The sequence below is a fragment of the Oculatella sp. LEGE 06141 genome (genome assembly GCF_015207605.1).
In the GTDB taxonomy this organism is placed as follows: Bacteria; Cyanobacteriota; Cyanobacteriia; order Elainellales; family Elainellaceae; genus Oculatella.
The window spans coordinates 20,244-39,995 of record NZ_JADEWO010000055.1; the positions used below are offsets into that span (position 1 = coordinate 20,244).

At 50.8% G+C, this 19,752-nt stretch carries 19 protein-coding genes and 1 pseudogene; 14 read left to right on the top strand and 6 right to left on the bottom strand.

From position 1 onward, the window contains the following. The first annotated feature begins 527 nt into the window (after positions 1–527). Entirely contained in the window at positions 528–1,523 is a 996-nt protein-coding gene (locus tag IQ268_RS25615; RefSeq protein ID WP_193885172.1) for a threo-3-hydroxy-L-aspartate ammonia-lyase, read from the top strand. A gap of 72 nt (positions 1,524–1,595) precedes the next feature. Here the strand turns inward: IQ268_RS25615 and IQ268_RS25620 are convergent, their stop codons facing one another. Further along, positions 1,596–1,844, bottom strand: a complete 249-nt coding sequence (locus IQ268_RS25620; RefSeq protein WP_193885174.1) for a Ycf34 family protein — start codon at positions 1,842–1,844, stop codon at positions 1,596–1,598. Positions 1,845–2,255: 411 nt separating this feature from the next. On the opposite strand from IQ268_RS25620, the gene IQ268_RS25625 reads away from it, so the two are divergent. Further along, positions 2,256–3,563, top strand: coding sequence for a CCA tRNA nucleotidyltransferase (locus IQ268_RS25625; RefSeq protein ID WP_228035725.1), 1,308 nt, complete (start codon positions 2,256–2,258; stop codon positions 3,561–3,563). A 240-nt stretch (positions 3,564–3,803) separates the two neighbouring features. Further along, positions 3,804–3,998 carry a hypothetical protein gene (locus IQ268_RS25630; RefSeq protein WP_193885177.1) on the top strand — a complete coding sequence of 65 codons (195 nt, stop codon included), beginning with the start codon at positions 3,804–3,806 and terminating at the stop codon, positions 3,996–3,998. Positions 3,999–4,164: 166 nt separating this feature from the next. Here IQ268_RS25630 and IQ268_RS25635 read toward each other — a convergent pair whose 3' ends face one another. Beyond that, positions 4,165–5,250, bottom strand: coding sequence for an NAD(P)/FAD-dependent oxidoreductase (locus IQ268_RS25635; RefSeq protein WP_193885179.1), 1,086 nt, complete (start codon positions 5,248–5,250; stop codon positions 4,165–4,167). Between the two features lie 78 nt (positions 5,251–5,328). Between IQ268_RS25635 and IQ268_RS25640 the strand changes: the two genes are divergently transcribed. The 3 genes from IQ268_RS25640 to IQ268_RS25650 all read left to right on the top strand — a co-directional run bounded on the left by IQ268_RS25640 (position 5,329) and on the right by IQ268_RS25650 (position 7,659). Beyond that, positions 5,329–6,174 (top strand): hypothetical protein, encoded by an 846-nt coding sequence (locus IQ268_RS25640; protein ID WP_193885181.1) that lies wholly within the window; start codon positions 5,329–5,331, stop codon positions 6,172–6,174. Between the two features lie 463 nt (positions 6,175–6,637). Continuing rightward, on the top strand, positions 6,638–7,336 hold the full coding sequence (locus tag IQ268_RS25645; protein WP_193885183.1) for a J domain-containing protein: 699 nt from the start codon (positions 6,638–6,640) through the stop codon (positions 7,334–7,336). A gap of 50 nt (positions 7,337–7,386) precedes the next feature. Next, positions 7,387–7,659, top strand: coding sequence for a DUF3143 domain-containing protein (locus IQ268_RS25650; protein WP_193885185.1), 273 nt, complete (start codon positions 7,387–7,389; stop codon positions 7,657–7,659). Positions 7,660–7,754: 95 nt separating this feature from the next. Here the strand turns inward: IQ268_RS25650 and IQ268_RS25655 are convergent, their stop codons facing one another. From IQ268_RS25655 to lysA, 3 genes are all read right to left on the bottom strand, one after another. Beyond that, the gene (locus IQ268_RS25655; RefSeq protein ID WP_193885187.1) at positions 7,755–8,504 is read right to left on the bottom strand and encodes an isoprenyl transferase; all 750 of its coding nucleotides are present in this window, start codon (positions 8,502–8,504) and stop codon (positions 7,755–7,757) included. Next, positions 8,501–9,424, bottom strand: coding sequence for a diadenylate cyclase CdaA (gene cdaA, locus IQ268_RS25660; protein ID WP_193885189.1), 924 nt, complete (start codon positions 9,422–9,424; stop codon positions 8,501–8,503). Before cdaA ends, IQ268_RS25655 begins: the two co-directional genes overlap by 4 nt. 112 nt (positions 9,425–9,536) lie before the next feature. Next, the gene (gene lysA / locus IQ268_RS25665; protein ID WP_193885191.1) at positions 9,537–10,985 is read right to left on the bottom strand and encodes a diaminopimelate decarboxylase; all 1,449 of its coding nucleotides are present in this window, start codon (positions 10,983–10,985) and stop codon (positions 9,537–9,539) included. A gap of 131 nt (positions 10,986–11,116) precedes the next feature. On the opposite strand from lysA, the gene rimI reads away from it, so the two are divergent. From rimI to IQ268_RS25700, 7 genes are all read left to right on the top strand, one after another. Then, complete coding sequence (rimI, locus tag IQ268_RS25670; protein ID WP_193885193.1) at positions 11,117–11,713, top strand: ribosomal protein S18-alanine N-acetyltransferase; 597 nt, start codon at positions 11,117–11,119, stop codon at positions 11,711–11,713. 154 nt (positions 11,714–11,867) lie between these two features. Beyond that, positions 11,868–14,339 (top strand): ATP-dependent Clp protease ATP-binding subunit, encoded by a 2,472-nt coding sequence (locus tag IQ268_RS25675; protein WP_193885195.1) that lies wholly within the window; start codon positions 11,868–11,870, stop codon positions 14,337–14,339. A 269-nt stretch (positions 14,340–14,608) separates the two neighbouring features. Next, entirely contained in the window at positions 14,609–15,064 is a 456-nt protein-coding gene (gene ureE / locus IQ268_RS25680) for an urease accessory protein UreE (protein WP_193885197.1), read from the top strand. Next, the gene (locus IQ268_RS25685; protein ID WP_193885199.1) at positions 15,030–15,740 is read left to right on the top strand and encodes an urease accessory protein UreF; all 711 of its coding nucleotides are present in this window, start codon (positions 15,030–15,032) and stop codon (positions 15,738–15,740) included. Before ureE ends, IQ268_RS25685 begins: the two co-directional genes overlap by 35 nt. Before the next feature lie 152 nt (positions 15,741–15,892). Then, on the top strand, positions 15,893–16,504 hold the full coding sequence (gene ureG, locus IQ268_RS25690; RefSeq protein WP_193885201.1) for an urease accessory protein UreG: 612 nt from the start codon (positions 15,893–15,895) through the stop codon (positions 16,502–16,504). 696 nt (positions 16,505–17,200) lie between these two features. Beyond that, positions 17,201–18,376: a formamidase gene (gene fmdA, locus IQ268_RS25695; RefSeq protein ID WP_193885203.1), complete on the top strand. Its 1,176-nt coding sequence runs from the start codon at positions 17,201–17,203 to the stop codon at positions 18,374–18,376. Positions 18,377–18,584: 208 nt separating this feature from the next. Then, complete coding sequence (locus tag IQ268_RS25700; RefSeq protein WP_193885206.1) at positions 18,585–18,851, top strand: FmdB family zinc ribbon protein; 267 nt, start codon at positions 18,585–18,587, stop codon at positions 18,849–18,851. 323 nt (positions 18,852–19,174) lie between these two features. On the opposite strand, the gene IQ268_RS25705 is transcribed toward IQ268_RS25700, so the two are convergent. Continuing rightward, on the bottom strand, positions 19,175–19,357 hold the full coding sequence (locus tag IQ268_RS25705) for a hypothetical protein (RefSeq protein ID WP_193885208.1): 183 nt from the start codon (positions 19,355–19,357) through the stop codon (positions 19,175–19,177). A gap of 106 nt (positions 19,358–19,463) precedes the next feature. Between IQ268_RS25705 and IQ268_RS25710 the strand changes: the two are divergent. Continuing rightward, a pseudogene (locus IQ268_RS25710) lies at positions 19,464–19,752 on the top strand (AAA family ATPase); the annotation flags it as partial.

Consider the following 19,752-nt stretch of genomic DNA (forward strand, 5'->3'; position numbering starts at 1 on the left):
GACGGGCTATAGCGCAAATTAAAACATCCCGCTTTGGTGGTACCCCTGTGCGAAAGGAATACCTAATGGATACCATATCTACGGCGATGTGTATTAAAAGTTACAATAAATTAATCCGGTAAACTTGTGAGGCTTCTAAAGCCAGAAGATAGGGTCTGCTAGTCTGCCTCCTTTGCCTGGAAAAAGTGACCCTACGGAGCTAAATTTTTAAGCTGGGATCGACAAAGCGTAGAGGAAGTTTGAAGACGCTCCACGCGGTGTACTTGGTAGACAGGTTGATTCCCAATGCGGTTTTACATAAATAGAGGGCATATAGACAACACAACGTTAGCAAAATCCGCTGGGCATGTTTCATAAAAAATTGATCAGATACGCACTCTGGTTTGGTGCTAAAAGCTATCGTGAGATTTGGCTGTCGGGTTGTACATCTTCTTTGAGATAGGGGTGATTACAGCGTGACTCAATATATACCAACCTCATATGCTTAAACTGTGTAGACTGGATGGCAATGGTATTGCGATCGCTCAATGAATTCTCTTGAGACTGAAACGAGTCCCTCATTCTGGGTGACATATCCCGATATTGAAGCGGCGGCAGCTATTTTGCAGGGGCAGGTAAATCAAACGCCCGTCCTGACCTCGCGTACTGTGAACGAGCGCACAGGTAGCCAGGTGTTTTTTAAGTGTGAAAACTTCCAGCGCACGGGTTCTTTTAAGTTTCGGGGAGCCTATAATGCCCTGGCGCAGCTTGCCGATGAGCAGCGACAACGGGGTGTGTTGGCCTATTCCTCTGGAAACCATGCACAGGCGATCGCCCTGGCCGGAAGGTTGCTCAATATTCCAACCACTATCATCATGCCTGATGATGCTCCGATGGTGAAACAAGCGGCTACACGCGGCTATGGTGCCACTGTTGTTCTGTACGATCGCTCGCAAACGAACCGAGAAGCGCTGTGTCAACAAATGGCACAGGAAGAAGGCTATACCGTTGTGCCACCCTACAACCATCCCCATGTGATTGCTGGACAGGGGACAACCGCAAAAGAACTGATTGAGGCGGTTGGCGAGCTAGACCAATTGCTGGTGTGCTGTGGTGGGGGTGGGCTGCTGTCTGGATGTGCGATCGTAGCTCAGGCGTTAGCCCCCTCGTGTCGAGTGGTTGGTGTTGAACCAGAGCAAGCCGACGATGCGGCGCGATCGTTCCACAGTAAGACGCTACAAACGGTACATAACCCTGACACGATCGCCGATGGGGCACGCACTCCTTCTCTGGGCAGCCTCACCTTTCCTTTGGTGTTGAATCATGTTCACGACTTTGTGACTGTGTCGGACGCTGCTTTGCTGCGAACGATGTATTTTCTGTGGGAGCGGCTCAAATTGGTGGTTGAACCAACGGGAGCGCTTGCGGCCACCGCATTGTTGGAAAAAGCTGTCGCTACTCCTGGCGATCGCATTGGTGTGATTATTAGCGGCGGCAACGTTGATTTACAGAACCTCGGAGAACTGTTTGCGCCGCTTTCCTAGTCACATTACTTGGCCTGTAACTGCCAGAAATGGCTGAGCTTGACCGTTAAGTAGCCTTGAGTGGCGATCGCCTCAGGTGGGAACCAGTTCACCCGGACGCAACTTCGCCCATTTGCCTGTCTCTTGCTTAAAGCTGAGGCAGCCAACCACATCCCATTCCATCTCAATAATGTCGTCCTGGTGGCGGATGTTGACGTTAATTGTCGGTTCGGTCGCCTCAAAGTCTGGAGTTTCGGTTAAATGAGGCTGTTGGTGCTGCCCTTCAACTGCGTGGTAGGTGGTACAGCGATCGACATAATGACAGTTGACACAAATACACATCGCGAATGCCTCCGCAACTTCAGCGAACCAGTTTTACTAGCCCCTATTTCTGTTACTCTAGCTCAAGTTTTGGTAAAGCAAATACTGATTGCGAGAGATGTTGCAAAATGAAAAACGCAGATGATGGATGAAGCAAGGGATATGAGCGGTGCCAGCAGCAAAATCTGGACTCGAATGGCTCAGTCGCTCATTTTCAGCACTCTCATGGTTGAACGGGTACCGCTATCTCAATAAAGTGGCGTTATCTCCATATCTCAAGCTCTAACGTTTTCTGTTAAGGGAAAATTAAGAGAACAAATTCACACCGTCAGCCGCTTCATCTCTTGCCAGAATGAGAGCAGAAGATAAGCCTGAATGTCGGCTGATGTCATGTTGTAGTCACTCATCAGTACATAAAAGTACAGACCATCGTTGAAGCAAGAAAGTTTAGCGTTAAATCAACACTGGGATACCGTAGCAGCAGCGGCGTTGTCCCCTCAGGCGTGGCCATTTCATTTAAGTATGTTGCCACCTGCAACTTATTTAGTGGGAGGGAGTGTTCGTGATGCGTTGTTAGAACGCCATGCCGACTATTTAGATCTCGATTTTGTTTTGCCCACTGGAGCCGTGAAGGTGGCAAAAGCGATCGCCAATCACTATCAAGTGGGGTTCGTATTGTTAGATGCCGAGCGGCAGATTGCACGGGTGGTGTTTGAAAAGGCCACGGTTGACTTTGCTCAGCAGGTTGGGCCGAGTTTAGAAATAGATTTGCAGCGGCGCGATTTTACAGTGAATGCGATCGCCTATAATCCTCACACCGCGCAGCTTCTTGACCCAATGCAGGGCTACGCAGACCTGCAAAAGCGCTTAATTCGGATGATTGCCTCCGAAAACTTAAAAGAAGATCCGCTACGGCTACTGCGTGCTTATCGGCAAGCGGCTCAGCTCGGCTTTACGCTGGAGCCTGACACCTGCGACACGATTCAACATCTGGCACCGTTGCTGCAACAGGTAGCAGCCGAGCGGGTGCAGGCAGAAGTGGGGTATTTATTAAGCACGCCCCAGGGGACAGCGCTGTTAGCCAGAGCCTGGCGCGATGGGTTATTTAAACACTGGTTGCCCCATATCACCCCGACGGGTTTAGAGCAGGTCGAGCAAATTGATCAAGCAGCGATCGCCCTTCAGCACAGTTGCTCTGGGTTTGCCTTAGAACTGTGCGGTTGGCTCCGGGATCAGCAAAAGATGTCCCTCGCTGGTCGAAGCTGGCTCAAGGTTGCCAAACTAACCTGCTTGATTGCGCCCGATGCTGCCCTGGCAGAGCAAGAACTGTGGCAGTTGAAATACAGCCGAGCCGAGGTGCAGGCGGTGCTAACGGTACTCCGGTTTCTGCCGCAGGTTCAATCCACTCAGTTGGCTAACCTATCGTTGCGCGAACAATATTATTTGTTTCGTGGGGTGGGTGCGGTGTTCCCTGCGATCGCTGTGCTGGCCGTTGCTGCTGGCACTCCCATTGCAGCGATCGCCCCTTTAATTGCGCGATTTCTAAATCCTGACGATCCGGTGGCTCACCCCAATCCTCTGTTGACTGGGCACGACTTGATGACGACACTGCAAATCTCGGCTGGCCCCCAGATTGGTCAATTACTAGAAGCACTTCAGCTTGCCCATGCTGAAGGAAAAATTGCAAATCGCTCTGAAGCGTTAGTGTTGGCTCAACAGATGCTGACAGCCAACGATTAGGTACCCCCTGGAGGTTGCTCCAATTTTTGACAGACTCGTTATGATTGGTAAAATGCTCAAAATTTTGAACAGGCTGCAACTCTACAATCGGAGTTGACCTGGCGATGGCGATCGTCGCAAATCGTGCTAAAGTATACCTCTTGCAGGTTTGCTGCTCAGCTCGCGTGGCTGATTGTGGCAGTTTAAGTTTGATTCCTGTCAGTTTTCCTCCCTAAGCCCACCGTTCCAACGAGGTTCAGAATGGCTAAACGCCGAAACCAAAAGAAAGAAAAAGCTCTCCGTAATCAGGCATACGCTCGTAAGTTTCGTAAACGCACCAATACCGGACGCCACAACAGACGTTCCTATGGTAGCGATAACAACGCCCAGGATGGTGATGATACCGGGCGGAACAGCGGCGGCAACAGAGATGAAGCAGAAGAGCCAGTCGATTAAACTGGGGTTGTTGAGTCTAGCTTGCTCGTTCTACAGCATTCGTTTAGAGCTATTATGCAACGATTTAACTCAGAGAGTTAAGCCAGTTAATTAGCCATCAATTCATTAGCCACCAGTAAGCCACCAACGATCGCATTATCGTTGGTGGCTTAGCGCTATAAGAGTGCTACAAGAGGTGCTGAAGCATCTGATCAAAGCTGGGAGTGGGCAGAGTGTTCCCCAGCCGTAGGCTAATTTCGTCTGCGGCAGCTAACCCTGACTCCAGGGCATCTTCTACCTGGTTGCCGCCACACCAATCGCCGCTACATACCAGAGGTAACGGTTCGGCTATCGATAGACAACACTCTGGCCGAGAACGAGACGCAAACGCATAACGCCAACGATGAACTTGCAGCAAGTCGGGTGAGTTGAGCCAGGGCAAGAGTAACTGGGCTGCACACTGCATCAACTGGCTACCAATCGGTTGCAGGTCAGGTGTATTCAAATGCCGTTTGGCGAAGTCAGCACTGCTTTGGACGACCAGCAGCGGAGCCTCTGAGGATGATAAGCGCTTGCGGCTGTCGATGCTGATCCAGCTTAAGGTTGGGTTTCCAGAAAAGCTAACGGCGTTCCAGGGAATTTCGGCGAACGCAGCCTTTTGCGCTGCGGCATAATGGGCGATCGCGCTGATGCAGGGATCAAACTCCACCGAGCGCAGTTTCGCCAACAGGGTTGATAATCCCGGATGGGCTACTGGTTCCAATAAGTCCAGAGCTTGAGGAGCCGGGATCGCCAGCACCAGAGCCTTGGCTTCGACCCTGACTGGCTCAGCCGATGCGCTGCTGTCCACCGTTACGTTCCAGGTTCGCCGAGCGGTGGGAGCAATGGCGATCGCCCTATGACCTCGCAAAATCTCTAAATGGGTGGCTAACGCCTTGGCAACAGCCGTTATCCCCTGAACTGCACTGTAGTGTGGCAAGGCATCGGGTGCTGGAATCAGACTGCCGTTCGTATCGTGGTGATACTGTTTAGCCCACGGTTGCAGTATTCCGGCTCTACATAGCACCTGAACTAATCGTTGAGTGCGATCGCCCTGTGCCGCTAAATAGCGCACTCCGTGATCGGCACAGGTACCCATTAGCCGTCGGGTAGCTAGCCTACCGCCCAAGCCCTTTGATTTCTCCACCAGCGTCACCATGATCCCGGCTTGCTGAAGCTGTTGGGCACAAACTAATCCAGCAATACCTGCCCCAATTACAACCACATCCTTCATGTTCTGTCCCGTTCCGCTTGCAATTTAAGTAGAATATGTGACAGCAGGCGGAAATCTATAGCCGTGGAGGAATTTGCGGTGGATGAATTGAGATCAGCATTGGAGTTAGCTACTGAAGACGAATTACAAACCCTGACTGACATTTTGTTTCGCCGTAAGTTCAATCCGCTCGACTATGTCTACACCCCCACTCCGATTGATGTGCAAAGCCAGGATCGACAAGTCTGGATCGCGAGCATCGAAGATCGGTTTCGGTTTCTGGCAGCGGATGGAATCACAATTTTGCGGCAAAAAACAGACGGTGTTAGCTATCGTCATGTGCTGATTCAAGTCTGCCGCTATCTCAAAATCTCGTATTCCCAGGCAGATTCCACGGCTGATTTAGAGTCTGAAATCTTTTTGAATCTCTTGCAGCGAGCCTGGCAGCAGCTTCCGATCGCAGAACAGCGCGTTCTAACCGGGCAGCTACAGCAAGCATTGTCAGAATCGCATTTAACCCGGCAGTTGCCGCCATCTCTGCACAAAGATCCGGTTAAGCTGTTGCTTAAGGGAGGCAGTGCCCTTGCGATTAGTTCTGTAATTCGTCCCTGGGTGTTGCAGCAAATTGCCCGCCAGTTTGCCCTGCACGCTGCTACTTATCAAGTGGCAAGTCAAGCGATCGCCAAAGGCGGAGTGGCGGTTGCGGCTCAGGTGCAAAGCCGTGTTGCGTTGCAAACGGCCTATCGGGGCATGGCGCTCAACGCAACGCGCTATAGCGTAGTGCGGGGTGTTTTTGCTGTTGTGGGGCCAGCTCTGTGGACCTGGTTTTTAGCAGATTTGGGCTGGCGGGCGATCGCCACCAACTACAGTCGTGTGATTCCGGTGGTGTTTACCCTGGCACAGATCCGCCTAACTCGGATGGAATGCTTTGAACCAGCGGTCTAATCCAGATCCCATTCTTGAGCCTACTGGTTTTTGGGCATAATAGGTTTTGGGCATAATAGTAGGCACGCATATCAACGGCAATGAACCCGGTTTCTGAGAGAATAGCTTGACAGTGCTAACGTTACTCGAACTACTCCTTTACTGGCTTGTCGTGGGTGTAAATCCCCAAGTCCAGGCTTTGGCCTGAGCGTTCGACGAGAGGCTCAAGGTTAGGGGGTTGCCCTTTCAGTAGACCAGAAAAGGAGTGAATGCAGCCTGTTTGCTACGGGTTCAGAGGACTTCTGAAACACAATCTGCTCGGTTGGTCAGTTAGACTGGGTGATGGTTTTCAGGGCAATGGTTCTCAGATGGGGTGAGATTAGTTCAGTTAGCCATTCTTTAACGACAGAACTCAGGCAATCAGGCAATCAATAGAGGAGTTCGGGTGACACGGGGAACCTTTCCAAATCGTGGAGATCGGGACATGATGTCAGACAATAATCTGACACCTAACTACTATGACTTGCTCAAGTTAGCGCCATCCGCTTCGGTACAGCAAATTCGTCGTTCCTATCGCGAGCTGAGTAAGCTTTATCATCCTGATACGACGACCCTGCCCGCAGCGATCGCAACGGCAAAATTTCAGGAACTCAACGAAGCCTATGCCACGCTCAGCAGTCCAGAGCGGCGGTTTGCTTACGATCTGAAGCAGGGCTACTCTCGGGTATCGGTGATTCAGCAACCACCCGGATTTAACCGTCCCGTGTCCGAATCGCGCCAGTTTCGTTCTTCATCGGCCTATCTCGACCCAACCGATCGCCCCCTGTCCCCCGGAGAGATCTTTGCCCTGTTCATTTTGGGCGTTACATTTGCAGCGTGTTTAATTTTAGTGGTGGCGATCGGGCTAACGCGGGGAGACATGGTGTTTCAGCCGCTCAATGCGTTTCAGCCCGGTTTAGAGCAGCCTGCACAGGTCGTAGAGACGCAGGTGCCATCGGGTAGTGATTCAACCTCAGCCCCAACTGTTCCTGTTCTAGCCGCCGATCGGCCATCTCCTGTCGAGTGGCCACCCGAACGGTCAGTGGCAGCTCCCAACCCATCTAATCCGGGTACAACCGTTTCTGCTCAAGACTCAACTCTTTTACAATTGATTAAGAAGCAGCCAGACTTCATGTTGAATTAGTGATTCAACGGAGGTTGTGCGTTGCAGTTAGCCCTTAGTTTGAAGACTTCATGACTCTCCCTTCCGCTGATACTCCGCTTTACAATCACCCGCTTCCCGATATAGAAGATTGGCTTATGTCTCAGGGTTGTCAGCGCGATGCCCAGGATGTTCACTGCTGGCATGTCCGGCAAGATAGCTGGAAAGCAGAACTGTCGCTGGAAGTTGACTCGTTGTCGGTTCGCTATTTGGGTGCAGGCGAAAACGGACGAGATATTCAGCGATCGTTCAAATATTCTCTGAGCCGCCACGACCTGGATGCAGCGATTTTCTCTGGTCCATAGCGTTGGTGTGCCAGATCTCAGGTGTCAGGTGTTCAGGTGTTAGATGATGGCGTGAAGGTGTGTTTGCACCATCATCTAACGGTTCAACTCTGTGACTATACTCGACCAAAACGGCGATCGCGCTGTTGATACGCACACAACGCCCGATGAAATTCGGTGCGGTCAAAATCGGGCCACAGCGTATCGGTAATATAGAGTTCGGCGTAGGCAACCTGCCACAGCAAAAAGTTGCTGATTCTCATCTCACCGCTGGTGCGGATCAGCAGATCTGGATCGCACACTCTGGAGGTATAGAGATGCCGAGCAAATAGGGATTCGTCAATTTGATCGGGTTGGATCACCCCTTGTTGTACTTGAGTGGCGATCGCTCGACAGGCATCAACAATTTCCTGCCGACCTCCATAGTTGGTTGCTACGGTAAACTGAATTCCTTTGTTGTCGTAGGTTTCCTCCATTGAGCGGTTAATTTCAGTTTGCAGCGATCGCGGCAATGCGTTCAAATTCCCGACAAAGTGAATTTGAACATCCTCTTCCATCATTTCTCGCAATTCTTGCCGCAACACCCGCTCAAACAGCGTCATCAAAAAATCAACTTCCTCTAATGGCCGTCCCCAATTCTCAGTTGAAAACGCATAGGCGGTTAGCGCTTTAATTCCCCAGTCTTTGCAGCACCGAAGAATATCTTTGAGCGTGTCCACCCCACGACGATGACCAAGAATGCGAGGCAGCCCTTGCCGTTTTGCCCATCGACCGTTGCCATCCATGATTACAGCTACATGCTTGGGCAGCCGCTCCCGATTTAAGTCAGCAGGTAACTCTCGTAGGGCAGTTTGCTTTGCTGTCATTTTTTCTCCCGAGAAGCCGAAGATGAAAAGCGAAAAAGGCGCGAAGTTAGCGCAACAGCTTGGGATACTAACCGTCGGCCAAGACTACGTAACTGGGGTGCTACGGCTTCGCGCTCAGCCGTCTGAGAGAATTTAGCCCGAAGCAATTCCCTCAGTTTACTGCTGGTCAACGGTCGGTTTAGTGTTCCCCGCTCCGCTAGTGAAATAGACCCCGTTTCTTCAGATACAACGACGCAAACGCAGTTTTCGACTCGTTCAGTAATTCCCATCGCCGCTCTGTGCCGAGTTCCCAATTGACGAGATGCCGTTCGTTCTGAAATGGGTAGAATGACACCTGCTGCGACGACGCGAGAAGCGCGAATGAGCACTGCTCCGTCATGCAAAAGGGTAGACGTTTGAAAGATGGTTTGCAGAAGTTCTCTGGAAACCTCAGCGTTCAATCTAACACCTGGAACAGAAAAATCGCGTTCGTCGATGGGGCGATCGGTTTCTAAAATCATCAATGCGCCGATGCGGTTCTGCGAGAGTTCTTTAACCGCATCAACGATTTCGTCAATGACGCTATCTGGTTTGGCAACCGCTTCTCTAGAGCTTTGAAACAGTTGCAAAATTTCACCTCGGCCCAGTTGTTCCAACAGGCGGCGAAATTCTGCCTGCAAAATAAAGGCCATAGCGACGGCTGAGCCAATCACCAGCTTTTCTAATACAAAGCTCAGCAACCTCAACTGCAACGTGCTGCTTAACGCTGCTGCCAACATGAGGATAATTAGCCCGCGCACCATCCACAGCGTGCGACGCTCACCAATGATGACTAGCACCATATAGGTCAACACCAGAACCAGGCCAATGTCGATCGCAGGAAGCAGGAAGGACTGAGTCCAGCCAAGGTTTGTCAGCCATTGCTTCAACAGAGATCCCATCTGAACTGAATCTGGATTGACCTTGCTTCGAGGAAGAAATTAAACGAGGAAGAGAAGACAAAAGCACAACGGGTAAAGCTGCTCAAGAGGATACTTTGATATCCTCCGTCCTCTATCCTTGGTGTTTGACACTAATGTTCTTGATACTGAGCCGCTCTGGTAAGCGATCGTGTCGAACCAGATCCTGGTAGGTTTCCCGTTGCAGAATCACATTGGCTTCACCTGAGTTAACCAATACCGCAGCGGGACGAGACAGACGGTTGTAATTAGAAGCCATGCTGTAATTGTATGCGCCTGTGCCCATAACGACGAGCGTATCTCCGGTTTCGGTCTTTGGAAGTGTTGCTTCCTTAATCAGGATATCCCCAGATTCACAGTGTTTTCCAGCGATCGCAACGGTTTCAGTCAACGGAGCCGACATTCGATTTGCCACAACCGCTCGGTAAATGGATTGGTAGGTAATGGGGCGAGGATTATCAGACATCCCGCCATCTACAGTAACGTAGGTTCGCACTCCTGGGATCACTTTCTGGCTGCCCACCGTATAGGCAGTAACGCAGGTGGTGCCTATTAGTGAGCGACCCGGCTCAGCAATTAGCTTGGGTAGAGGCACGTTCTGGGTTTGACACGCCTTCACAATGCTGTCACAGACGACTTGCGCCCATTCATTAATACTAGGCGGATCGTCACTTTCCGTATAACGGATCCCCAATCCGCCGCCAATATCCAGTTCTTGTATGGGTAAACCCTGTTGAGCCGCTTTGCTTAACCACTGCACCATCACAGTGGCTAAATCGCGGTGCGGTTGCAGTTCAAAGATTTGAGAGCCGATATGGGCATGTAGCCCAACACAGTTTAGATTAGGCTGCTGGCTCACATAAGCAAACACCTGATCGAGCTGGTCTGGATCAAAGCCAAATTTGCTGTCCAGGTGTCCAGTCCGAATATATTCGTGAGTGTGACACTCAATTCCCGGTGTCAGTCGCAGCATAATGCGAACTGGCAACCGACTGGATGGGGAAGCAGCATCTACTTCAGATCTAGCTCCCTCGGGTTTCATCGTGGCTAAGGTGTTCAGTTCCCACCAGTTGTCAACCACGATGGTGCAACCGGAATCGATCGCCAATTTCAACTCTTCCGTCGATTTGTTGTTGCCGTGAAAATAAAGTCGGTTCGCTGGAACGTTCGCTTGTAAAGCGGTGTAGAGTTCGCCACCCGAGACGACATCAATCCCCAAGCCCTCGCTGGCTGCGATCGCACACACTGCCAGACAATTCCAGGCTTTAGACGCATAAATCACCAGCGACTCGCCTGGATAGTGCTGCTCAAAGGCCGAGCGGTATTGCTGGCAGGCGGTTCGCAACGATTCTTCATCCAGGACATATAGCGGGGAGCCAAACTGCTGCACTAGCTTGACAATGTCACACCCCCCGATTTCCAGATGATCCTGGTCATTAACGCGAGCGCTTAAAGGCAAGAGGGACTGGTTGGGAGATGCTGCTGAAGGAGCGGGTAAATATTGACGACCAGAGCGATCTATGGCGGCGGGAGTCGATACCATCGTGATGAACTGTCCTCGGGGTTAAACTTTGCAAGCGTCTGTAACAGGTAAAGCGAGTAAGTCCTATTGCCTACTGTTAACAGTGTACAATTATGGGCTGTGCATCCTGACCTAATTTAGCGATCGCTTCAGTGAAATTTTTACAAGTCACCCTGCTAACGGAAGCACTCCTCTCTGATGCCCTGGAGCTAGATCAGCGCTGCCTGGGCGGTCTTTGGACTCAAGCCGGATATGAACGGGAACTGACAAGCCCCAATAGCGATTTGCTGGTTTTGCAGGACATGTCGCCGGAAACCGATTCGTCCTCGTCTGTTATTGGCCTGGGCTGCCTGTGGGCAATCTTAGAAGAAGCCCACATCACAATACTGGCCGTTCACCCCGATTGTCAGCGTCAGGGTTTTGGACAAGCACTGTTATATGCTTTGCTGATTCTGGCCTGGCGACGCAATTTAGAATGGGCAACGCTTGAAGTTCGCGATTCGAATCAAGCCGCTATTTCGCTGTACCGTAAGTTTGGTTTTCGGGACGTTGGCAAACGACGGCGCTATTACCAGGATACGGGCGAAGATGCCCTGATTTTGTGGCGTAATGGCTTGCAAAAGCCGGAATTTAGTCAGATAGTGTTGAATTGGCGGCAGCAAGTGAGCGATCGCCTGCATGACGCTGGATGGTCGTTGATCGATCGCCTCCCTGGAACTCCCCTTGACGCAGGGGCAGGTTCTTCATAAAAATTTCTCTTCAGGACTCAAAATTAGGCTTCGCAAAAGTTAATACCGAAAAATGGCAGGCTCTGCTCGTTACCTGTTGTCTATCTATGACAGCTTGAGGTTTTTCCTATGCTAAAATCAGCGTACCGGCACGCAGCAGGTGATAAGACACGCCATGTTTGAACGCTTCACAGAAAAAGCCATTAAGGTGATAATGCTCGCCCAGGAAGAGGCACGTCGCCTGGGTCATAACTTTGTGGGTACAGAGCAGATCCTCTTGGGTCTGATTGGAGAAGGGACCGGCGTCGCCGCCAAAGTGCTGAAATCTATGGGCGTCAACCTTAAGGACGCTCGGATTGAAGTTGAGAAAATCATCGGCCGAGGCTCTGGTTTTGTTGCCGTTGAAATTCCGTTCACACCCAGAGCTAAGCGCGTTCTAGAGCTTTCGCTTGAGGAGGCTCGGCAACTCGGCCATAACTATATTGGTACCGAACACTTGCTTCTCGGTTTGATTCGAGAGGGAGAAGGGGTTGCCGCTCGCGTTTTAGAGAATCTAGGGGTCGATCTTTCCAAGGTTCGTACCCAGGTGATTCGGATGCTAGGGGAGACCGCGGAGGTTTCCACTGGTGGCAGCCAGGGGCGAACCAAAACGCCAACCCTCGACGAATTTGGTTCTAACCTGACCCAAATGGCGGCTGAGGGTAAGCTTGATCCCGTCGTTGGACGACAAAAAGAGATTGAGCGCGTTATTCAAATTCTGGGTCGTCGTACCAAAAACAATCCGGTACTGATTGGTGAGCCTGGAGTTGGTAAAACAGCGATCGCCGAGGGCCTGGCACAGCGCATTTCTAACAACGATGTCCCGGACATTCTGGAAGAAAAGCGAGTGGTCACGCTGGATATCGGTCTGCTGGTTGCCGGCACCAAATATCGGGGTGAATTTGAAGAACGGCTCAAAAAGATCATGGATGAAATCCGGCAGGCCGGAAACGTCATCCTGGTGATTGATGAGGTTCATACCCTCATTGGCGCGGGTGCGGCTGAAGGTGCCATTGATGCGGCCAACATATTGAAGCCTGCTCTTGCCCGGGGCGAGCTGCAATGTATTGGTGCCACAACTCTGGATGAGTACCGTAAGCACATTGAGCGGGACGCGGCACTGGAACGTCGCTTCCAGCCGGTGATGGTTGGAGAGCCGACCGTTGCTGAAACCATTGAAATTTTGCATGGGTTGCGCGATCGCTACGAGCAGCACCACAAGCTGAAGATCTCTGATCTGGCGCTTGAGGCAGCGGCAAAGCTATCCGATCGCTATATTTCCGACCGTTATCTACCAGATAAAGCGATCGACTTGATCGACGAAGCGGGTTCTCGCGTTCGGTTGATCAACTCGCAACTTCCCCCAGCGGCGAAGGAGCTAGACAAGGAACTGCGTCAAGTTTTGAAAGAGAAAGATGATGCGGTTCGTGCCCAGGACTTCGACCGGGCGGGTGAATTGCGCGACCGCGAGATGGAAATCAAAGCCGAAATCCGGGCGATCGCTCAGAGCAAAAAGTCAGAATCGGACAGCGGAGATGATTCTCCGGTTGTGGACGAGGAAGACATTGCTCAAATTGTGGCTTCCTGGACAGGGGTTCCAGTCAACAAGTTGACGGAGTCCGAGTCTGAGAAATTGCTGCACATGGAAGATACCTTACACAATCGCCTCATTGGGCAAGATGAAGCGGTAAAAGCGGTGTCTCGTGCGATTCGTCGGGCGCGTGTTGGCCTGAAGAACCCCAATCGTCCGATCGCCAGCTTTATCTTCTCTGGCCCAACCGGGGTTGGTAAAACTGAGCTAACCAAGGCGTTGGCGGCCTACTTCTTTGGCTCGGAAGATGCCATGATCCGGCTTGACATGTCGGAGTACATGGAACGCCACACGGTTTCTAAACTTATCGGTTCGCCTCCGGGCTATGTAGGGTACAACGAAGGCGGTCAGTTAACTGAAGCGGTTCGTCGTCGTCCGTATACGGTGGTGCTGTTCGATGAGATTGAAAAAGCCCACCCTGATGTGTTCAACATGCTGCTGCAAATCCTGGAGGATGGTCGTTTGACCGATGCCAAGGGACGCACAGTTGACTTCAAGAACACGCTGCTGATCATGACCTCTAACATTGGTTCGAAGGTAATTGAGAAAGGCGGCGGTGGCCTTGGGTTCGATTTCTCTGGCGAAAATGCGGAAGATACCCAGTACAACCGCATCCGATCGCTGGTGAATGAGGAACTGAAGCAATACTTCCGTCCAGAGTTCTTGAACCGTCTGGATGAAATTATTGTCTTCCGCCAACTGACGAAGGACGAAGTCAAGCGTATCGGCGATATCCTGCTGAAGGAAGTCTTCGGTCGTCTGGCTGAGCAGGGCATTACGCTGGAAGTCACCGAGCGATTTAAGGATCGTCTGGTGGAGGAAGGCTACAACCCGAGCTATGGTGCCCGTCCGCTGCGCCGTGCCATTATGCGTCTGCTGGAAGATTCTCTGGCAGAGGAGATCCTGTCGGGTCGCATCAAGGAAGGCGATACGGCTGTAGTAGACGTGAGCGAGGAAGGACAGGTTCAAATCCATCCTGGAAAAACACCAGAGCTGCTTCCCCAAGCGGTTGAATAGGAGCCGATGAGCCTCTAATTTATGGACGGCAGCCGTTTGATTTTACTCAGCGGCTGCCGTTTTTGCGTTTCTGCTTTTCATGGTGGATGGCGTTGGACGGTTTGGAAGGACTCGGTTATAAACAGAGCGTTTGACCGCTCAAAATTCGGCCAGGGACTGGCATTGCCAAGTTCCTACAAGCACCTGTTGCCCGTTCATAGCGATGGTAGTACTTTGCTCTGGTAAAATTGGGCTGCCTTATTTTTTGCTAGCCACGGTATTCTTGAGCCATGTTGACTTTGACACGGCGTTTGCCGCCCAACTCAACGGTTGCGATTTGGTCTACTCTGACGTTGACGGCAGATGAGCGATCGCGATCGCGCCATTGTTTTGAAACAGATGACCACCAGGAAGTTTACCTGCAACTGCCGCGAGGAACGGTGTTATATCATCAGGACTTGCTGGTTGCCGAGACAGACGAGCGTTGTGTGCAGGTGGTTGCCAGGCCAGAACCCGTTATGACCGTTACGGCAAGTGTGCCCCATGCGTTGTTGCGGGCAGCCTATCATTTGGGCAATCGTCATGTGCCGTTAGAAGTGGCGGCTACCTATTTACGGTTGGCTCCTGACCCGGTTCTCAAAGATTTGTTGATGCAGCTAGGGCTACAGGTGTACGAAGAAATAAAGCCATTTCAACCCGAGTCGGGTGCGTATGGACACCATTCGTCGCACGACCATGCTCATTGACAGCACTCCTCAAGCGTTGCTACGGCTGTTGCAGTTGGTCAGCCCAGCTCTACCAGTGGGGGCATACAGTTATTCCGAAGGGCTAGAGACGGTTGTTCAAACTGGAACGGTTGGGGATGCATCGACTCTGGAGCGCTGGCTAATTCAGGAATTGCGCTGGGGAGCGATTCGGCTGGAAGCGGCGGTGGTAACGCGAGTGTATGACTGCGTAGATTCTGGCGATGTTGAAGCGTTAACCCGGTGGAATCAGTGGTTGTCGGCCATGCGCGAAACGGAAGAGATGCGATCGCAAAGTTGGCAGATGGGACGATCGCTAACGCGACTGCTGCAATCGCTAGAGCCAGAGCTTAGGCCAGCCATTGCTGCCTGTGGAGAACCCTGCAATTTTGCGATCGCTTTCAGTTTGGCGGCGGCACACTGGCAGATCAATCGGGAGGTGACCGTCTTAGCCTATTTACACAGTTGGGTCAGTAATCTAGTGAATGCGGGGGTGAGGCTAATTCCGCTGGGGCAAACTCAGGGGCAACAGGTGTTACTGAACGTGTACCCCCAAACTATCGAAACGGTGCAGGCGGTCTTGGTGATTCCGGATGATGAGCTATATTGCTGTAGCTGGGGTGTGGCGATCGCCAGCATGAATCACGAAACGTTATATTCTCGCCTATTTCGCAGCTAGACACGAAGTGAGAACCTCCTGAATTGGAAATCTTTGAGAATTTTTGGTCGTTCCAACTTCAAAATTCCTCAGTCTGGCCAGCGATCGTCATTTATCGCTCTCCCTTGTAAAGTTCTACTGTGCCCTTCAATTAGCAGATTGGTGGAGAAGCTATGCAACCCTTTCGAGTTGGAATTGCCGGCCCGGTCGGATCGGGAAAAACAGCCCTGGTAGATTCTCTGTGTAAAGCGATGCGAGATCACCATCACATTGCCGTGGTTACGAATGATATTTACACCCAGGAAGACGCTCAGTTTTTAGTGCGGAGCCAGGCTCTGGAGCGCGATCGCATTGTTGGAGTTGAAACGGGAGGGTGCCCGCATACGGCCATTCGTGAAGATGCCTCAATTAACTTAGTTGCAATTGAACAACTAGAACAGCGCTTTCCCCAGCTCGACCTGATCTTTGTTGAAAGCGGCGGCGATAACCTGGCTTCGACCTTCAGCCCGGAGTTAGTAGATTTGACGATTTATGTGATTGATGTTGCCGCCGGAGATAAAATTCCGCGCAAGGGAGGGCCTGGGATCACCAAGTCCGACTTGCTAATAATCAACAAAATTGATTTGGCACCCCTGGTTGGGGCAGACTTGAGCGTGATGGAGCGAGATGCCCGCCAAATGCGGGGAACAAAGCCATTTGTGTTTACGAACCTGAAGACCCAACAAGGACTAGAAACCGCTATTCAGTTAATTCAGCGCCATATGGGAAACATTTCAGTCTCGTGACAGCTCAAGGCTATTCGCGGATTGGTTGATCTATCTAGCGAAGGTCGTTCAGCCTTCTACTTTTTTGGATTGGGCTTGAATAGTTATGCCTCAAAACAATTGATTGAATTCGTCAAAGCGATGCCATCAATTGCAGTTTGCCGCTGCACATTCCTGGTTTTTGTCAAGAACTATTTAAACTTCTTTTAAAGTACTCCTTGTTGATACCGCTCTGCACAATTTGGCACTGAAAATAGAGTATTAAATAACCGTTTGATGCAAAGCGATCGCTGCCATATTCTCAGCGTTGGGTTTGCGGTTTTGCTACGAAAAACAAGATTTCTATAGCAGGCTTCTGTGCTGCATTTATGCCACAAAGGGCAACCGGAATTGATGTGTGTCGTGTTCGGCACTTCTCAAACATCTTTTTGCACCTGGCATAAACAGTCGTTGTCTACACCGCTTAGTTATTTGATAAACTGTTAACTAAGCTACTAAAAAAAGTGCTTTTTTGATCTAATGGTTTTGCATGTTTTTTCAGGTTGAGATCGATTAAATGTTTTGAAAAAAATATTTATTTGAAGATAAAAATACTTTCAGATACTTTCATTATCGACTTGCTGTATTCCTGCTCAATTCCCTTAAGAATGTCTCTCATCTGAGTCAATGTTCAGGTTTTCAAATTAAGGCGCTGCCATTCAGTTGAGGGAAAAAGATATGCCTCCAGTTTTGTTTAAGGTAGATTTGACCAAACCAATGTCAGAGCAGGAAGTGGTTGGTCATAACCGTTGGCATCCTGACATTCCCGCGATCGCCTCAGTGAATCCGGGAGACGTTTTCCGCATTGAATGCAAAGACTGGACGGATGGTCAGATTAAGGACAACGATGACCCCAGCGATATTCGAGACGTTGACCTTACGGTTGTGCATGTCTTAAGTGGCCCAATTCACGTTAATGGGGCTGAACCGGGAGACATTCTGGTGGTTGACCTGCTAGATATTGGAGCCTTGCAGGGAGATGAATGGGGATTTACGGGCATCTTTGCTCGCGAAAATGGCGGTGGCTTTTTAACTGAGCATTACCCCAATGCGGCTAAAGCAATCTGGGATTTGCAGGGAATTTATACCTCGTCTCGCCATATTCCAGGCGTTCGGTTTGCTGGTATCACTCATCCAGGACTCATTGGCTGCGCTCCATCCCATGACTTGCTGGCGACGTGGAATAGCCGGGAGTCTGCTCTGGTAGCCACTAATCCCGATCGCGTTCCCCCACTAGCCGCGCTGCCCAACCCTCTCAATGCGGTTCTGGGTTCACTCAAGGGAGGCGAGTTCGATCGCGTTGCCGCTGAGGCCGCCCGTACCGTTCCGCCCCGTGAACATGGCGGTAACTGCGACATCAAAAACTTGTCGCGAGGGTCACGCATTTATTTCCCGGTGTATGTGGATGGGGCAAAGCTCTCTATGGGAGACATTCACTTTTCCCAGGGGGATGGCGAGGTTTCGTTTTGCGGGGCGATCGAAATGTCGGGCTACATCGATCTGCATGTAGACATCATCAAAGGCGGCATGGAAAAGTATGGCATGATTAACCCCATCTTCAAGCCAGGTCCAGTAGAGCCTCGTTATTCAGAATATTTAGTGTTTGAAGGAATTTCTGTTGATGAATTTACGGGTGAGCAGTATTACCTGGATGCCCATGTTGCCTATCGTCGCGCCTGTCTCAACGCGATCGAATATCTGAAAAAGTTTGGCTTTACCGGAGAACAAGCCTATCTGTTGCTAAGCTGTGCGCCCATCGAAGGGCGAGTCAGCGGCATTGTTGATATTCCTAATGCCTGTTGTACTCTGGCGCTTCCAACGGAGATTTTTGATAAGAGTATCCTGCCGACCTAGCGTTGAGTGCCAGGGAGCGCTAAAACCAGAGCGCTAAAACTAGAGGAGGCACGTATATCTTCGCTCCAATGCCAGTGGTGCCTCCTCCTTTGTTATGTGGAACGGGTAGCCTCTGCGTTTGAATAATGCCGAATAGCATTGATAAACCAGTCAAGCTAATCAAGCCAATCAAGTTAATCCGAGTTAGTCAATAGTAAGGAGAAGCATCATGCCACTGTATGAGTTTCAGTGTTCGACGTGTGGACCGTTTGAACAGTGGCGATCGATGGCAGACGCAACCCAACCAATGCAATGCCCCACCTGCGACACTGCGGCACGGCGAATCTTTTCACCTCCCAGCCTGTTGTTGAGTTCTTCACTGCGGTTGCGTCAAAGTCAAGGTTCAGACCCTAGAGTAACGACGCGATCGCCAGAACCGACTCCGCCCAAACTTCACAACCATTCTCACGGGCGACCCTGGATGATCAGTCATTAAGTAACAGTACGTAAATCCTGTGGTTATTTAATCGGCAGCTAGCGTTGTTGGAAGATGTGTTCTCCAGCAACGCTAGCTGTTTTGTTGGGTGCATCTTGGGTACAGACTGACCTGACTCCTCTCCGGATTGAGAGATTTAAGGCGCGATTGAGCGTCTGGCCTCGCAACCATTGATCCATCGATGCAGCAACGCCAGAATTTTCGACAGAATGATTGCTTTGTCCGGTTGTAGTATGATGTAGTATATGAAGTGTGTCTGAACTAGACTGTTTTTAGATCCTGCCCCCGAAGTCGGGCAAGATGCTTTACTCCGTTGAGACGGGTTAACCTGTATGGACAGAACGATTAACAACAGCCGAGGTGGTGCGAGCGAGAGGCGTTGGTTGATGAACTCTATATGCAAACGCGCTAGCGTAGACATGGCGTTGATATAGGCACACCGTCGGGTGGTTTGCCACAGGCCAGAGGGCGATCGCGTCGTCCTGAGGCAACCAAATTGTAGACACCGTGCCGCTTCGTCCGTGTTGCTTGGCAAGCCCGATCGCGTTCTGGTAACAAAATTCGTTGTGGTTCTTAAATCAACTCCTCACATCCAATCATTCAACGGCAATCATGACTTCAAACGATTGGTGGAACAACTCAACTCAACCGTTTAACACTCCCCAAGCGAGGAGTTTGTTAAGCTCTGGTTGGCGATCGCTCAATCGTCAACTAGATGTAGGATTTCTCTGGCAACTCGTTTGGAATGACTCGTCTGAACTTTCCCGCAAAACGGCTGATTTATTGAGCGAAGTGGCAATTACGCTCGGTCGCAAAGAGTACGAATGGTGGGCGAATCTGCTTAGCTTTTTTTCAGACAACACGCGCTACAAGCTAGACGAGTATTGGAACTACATTAACC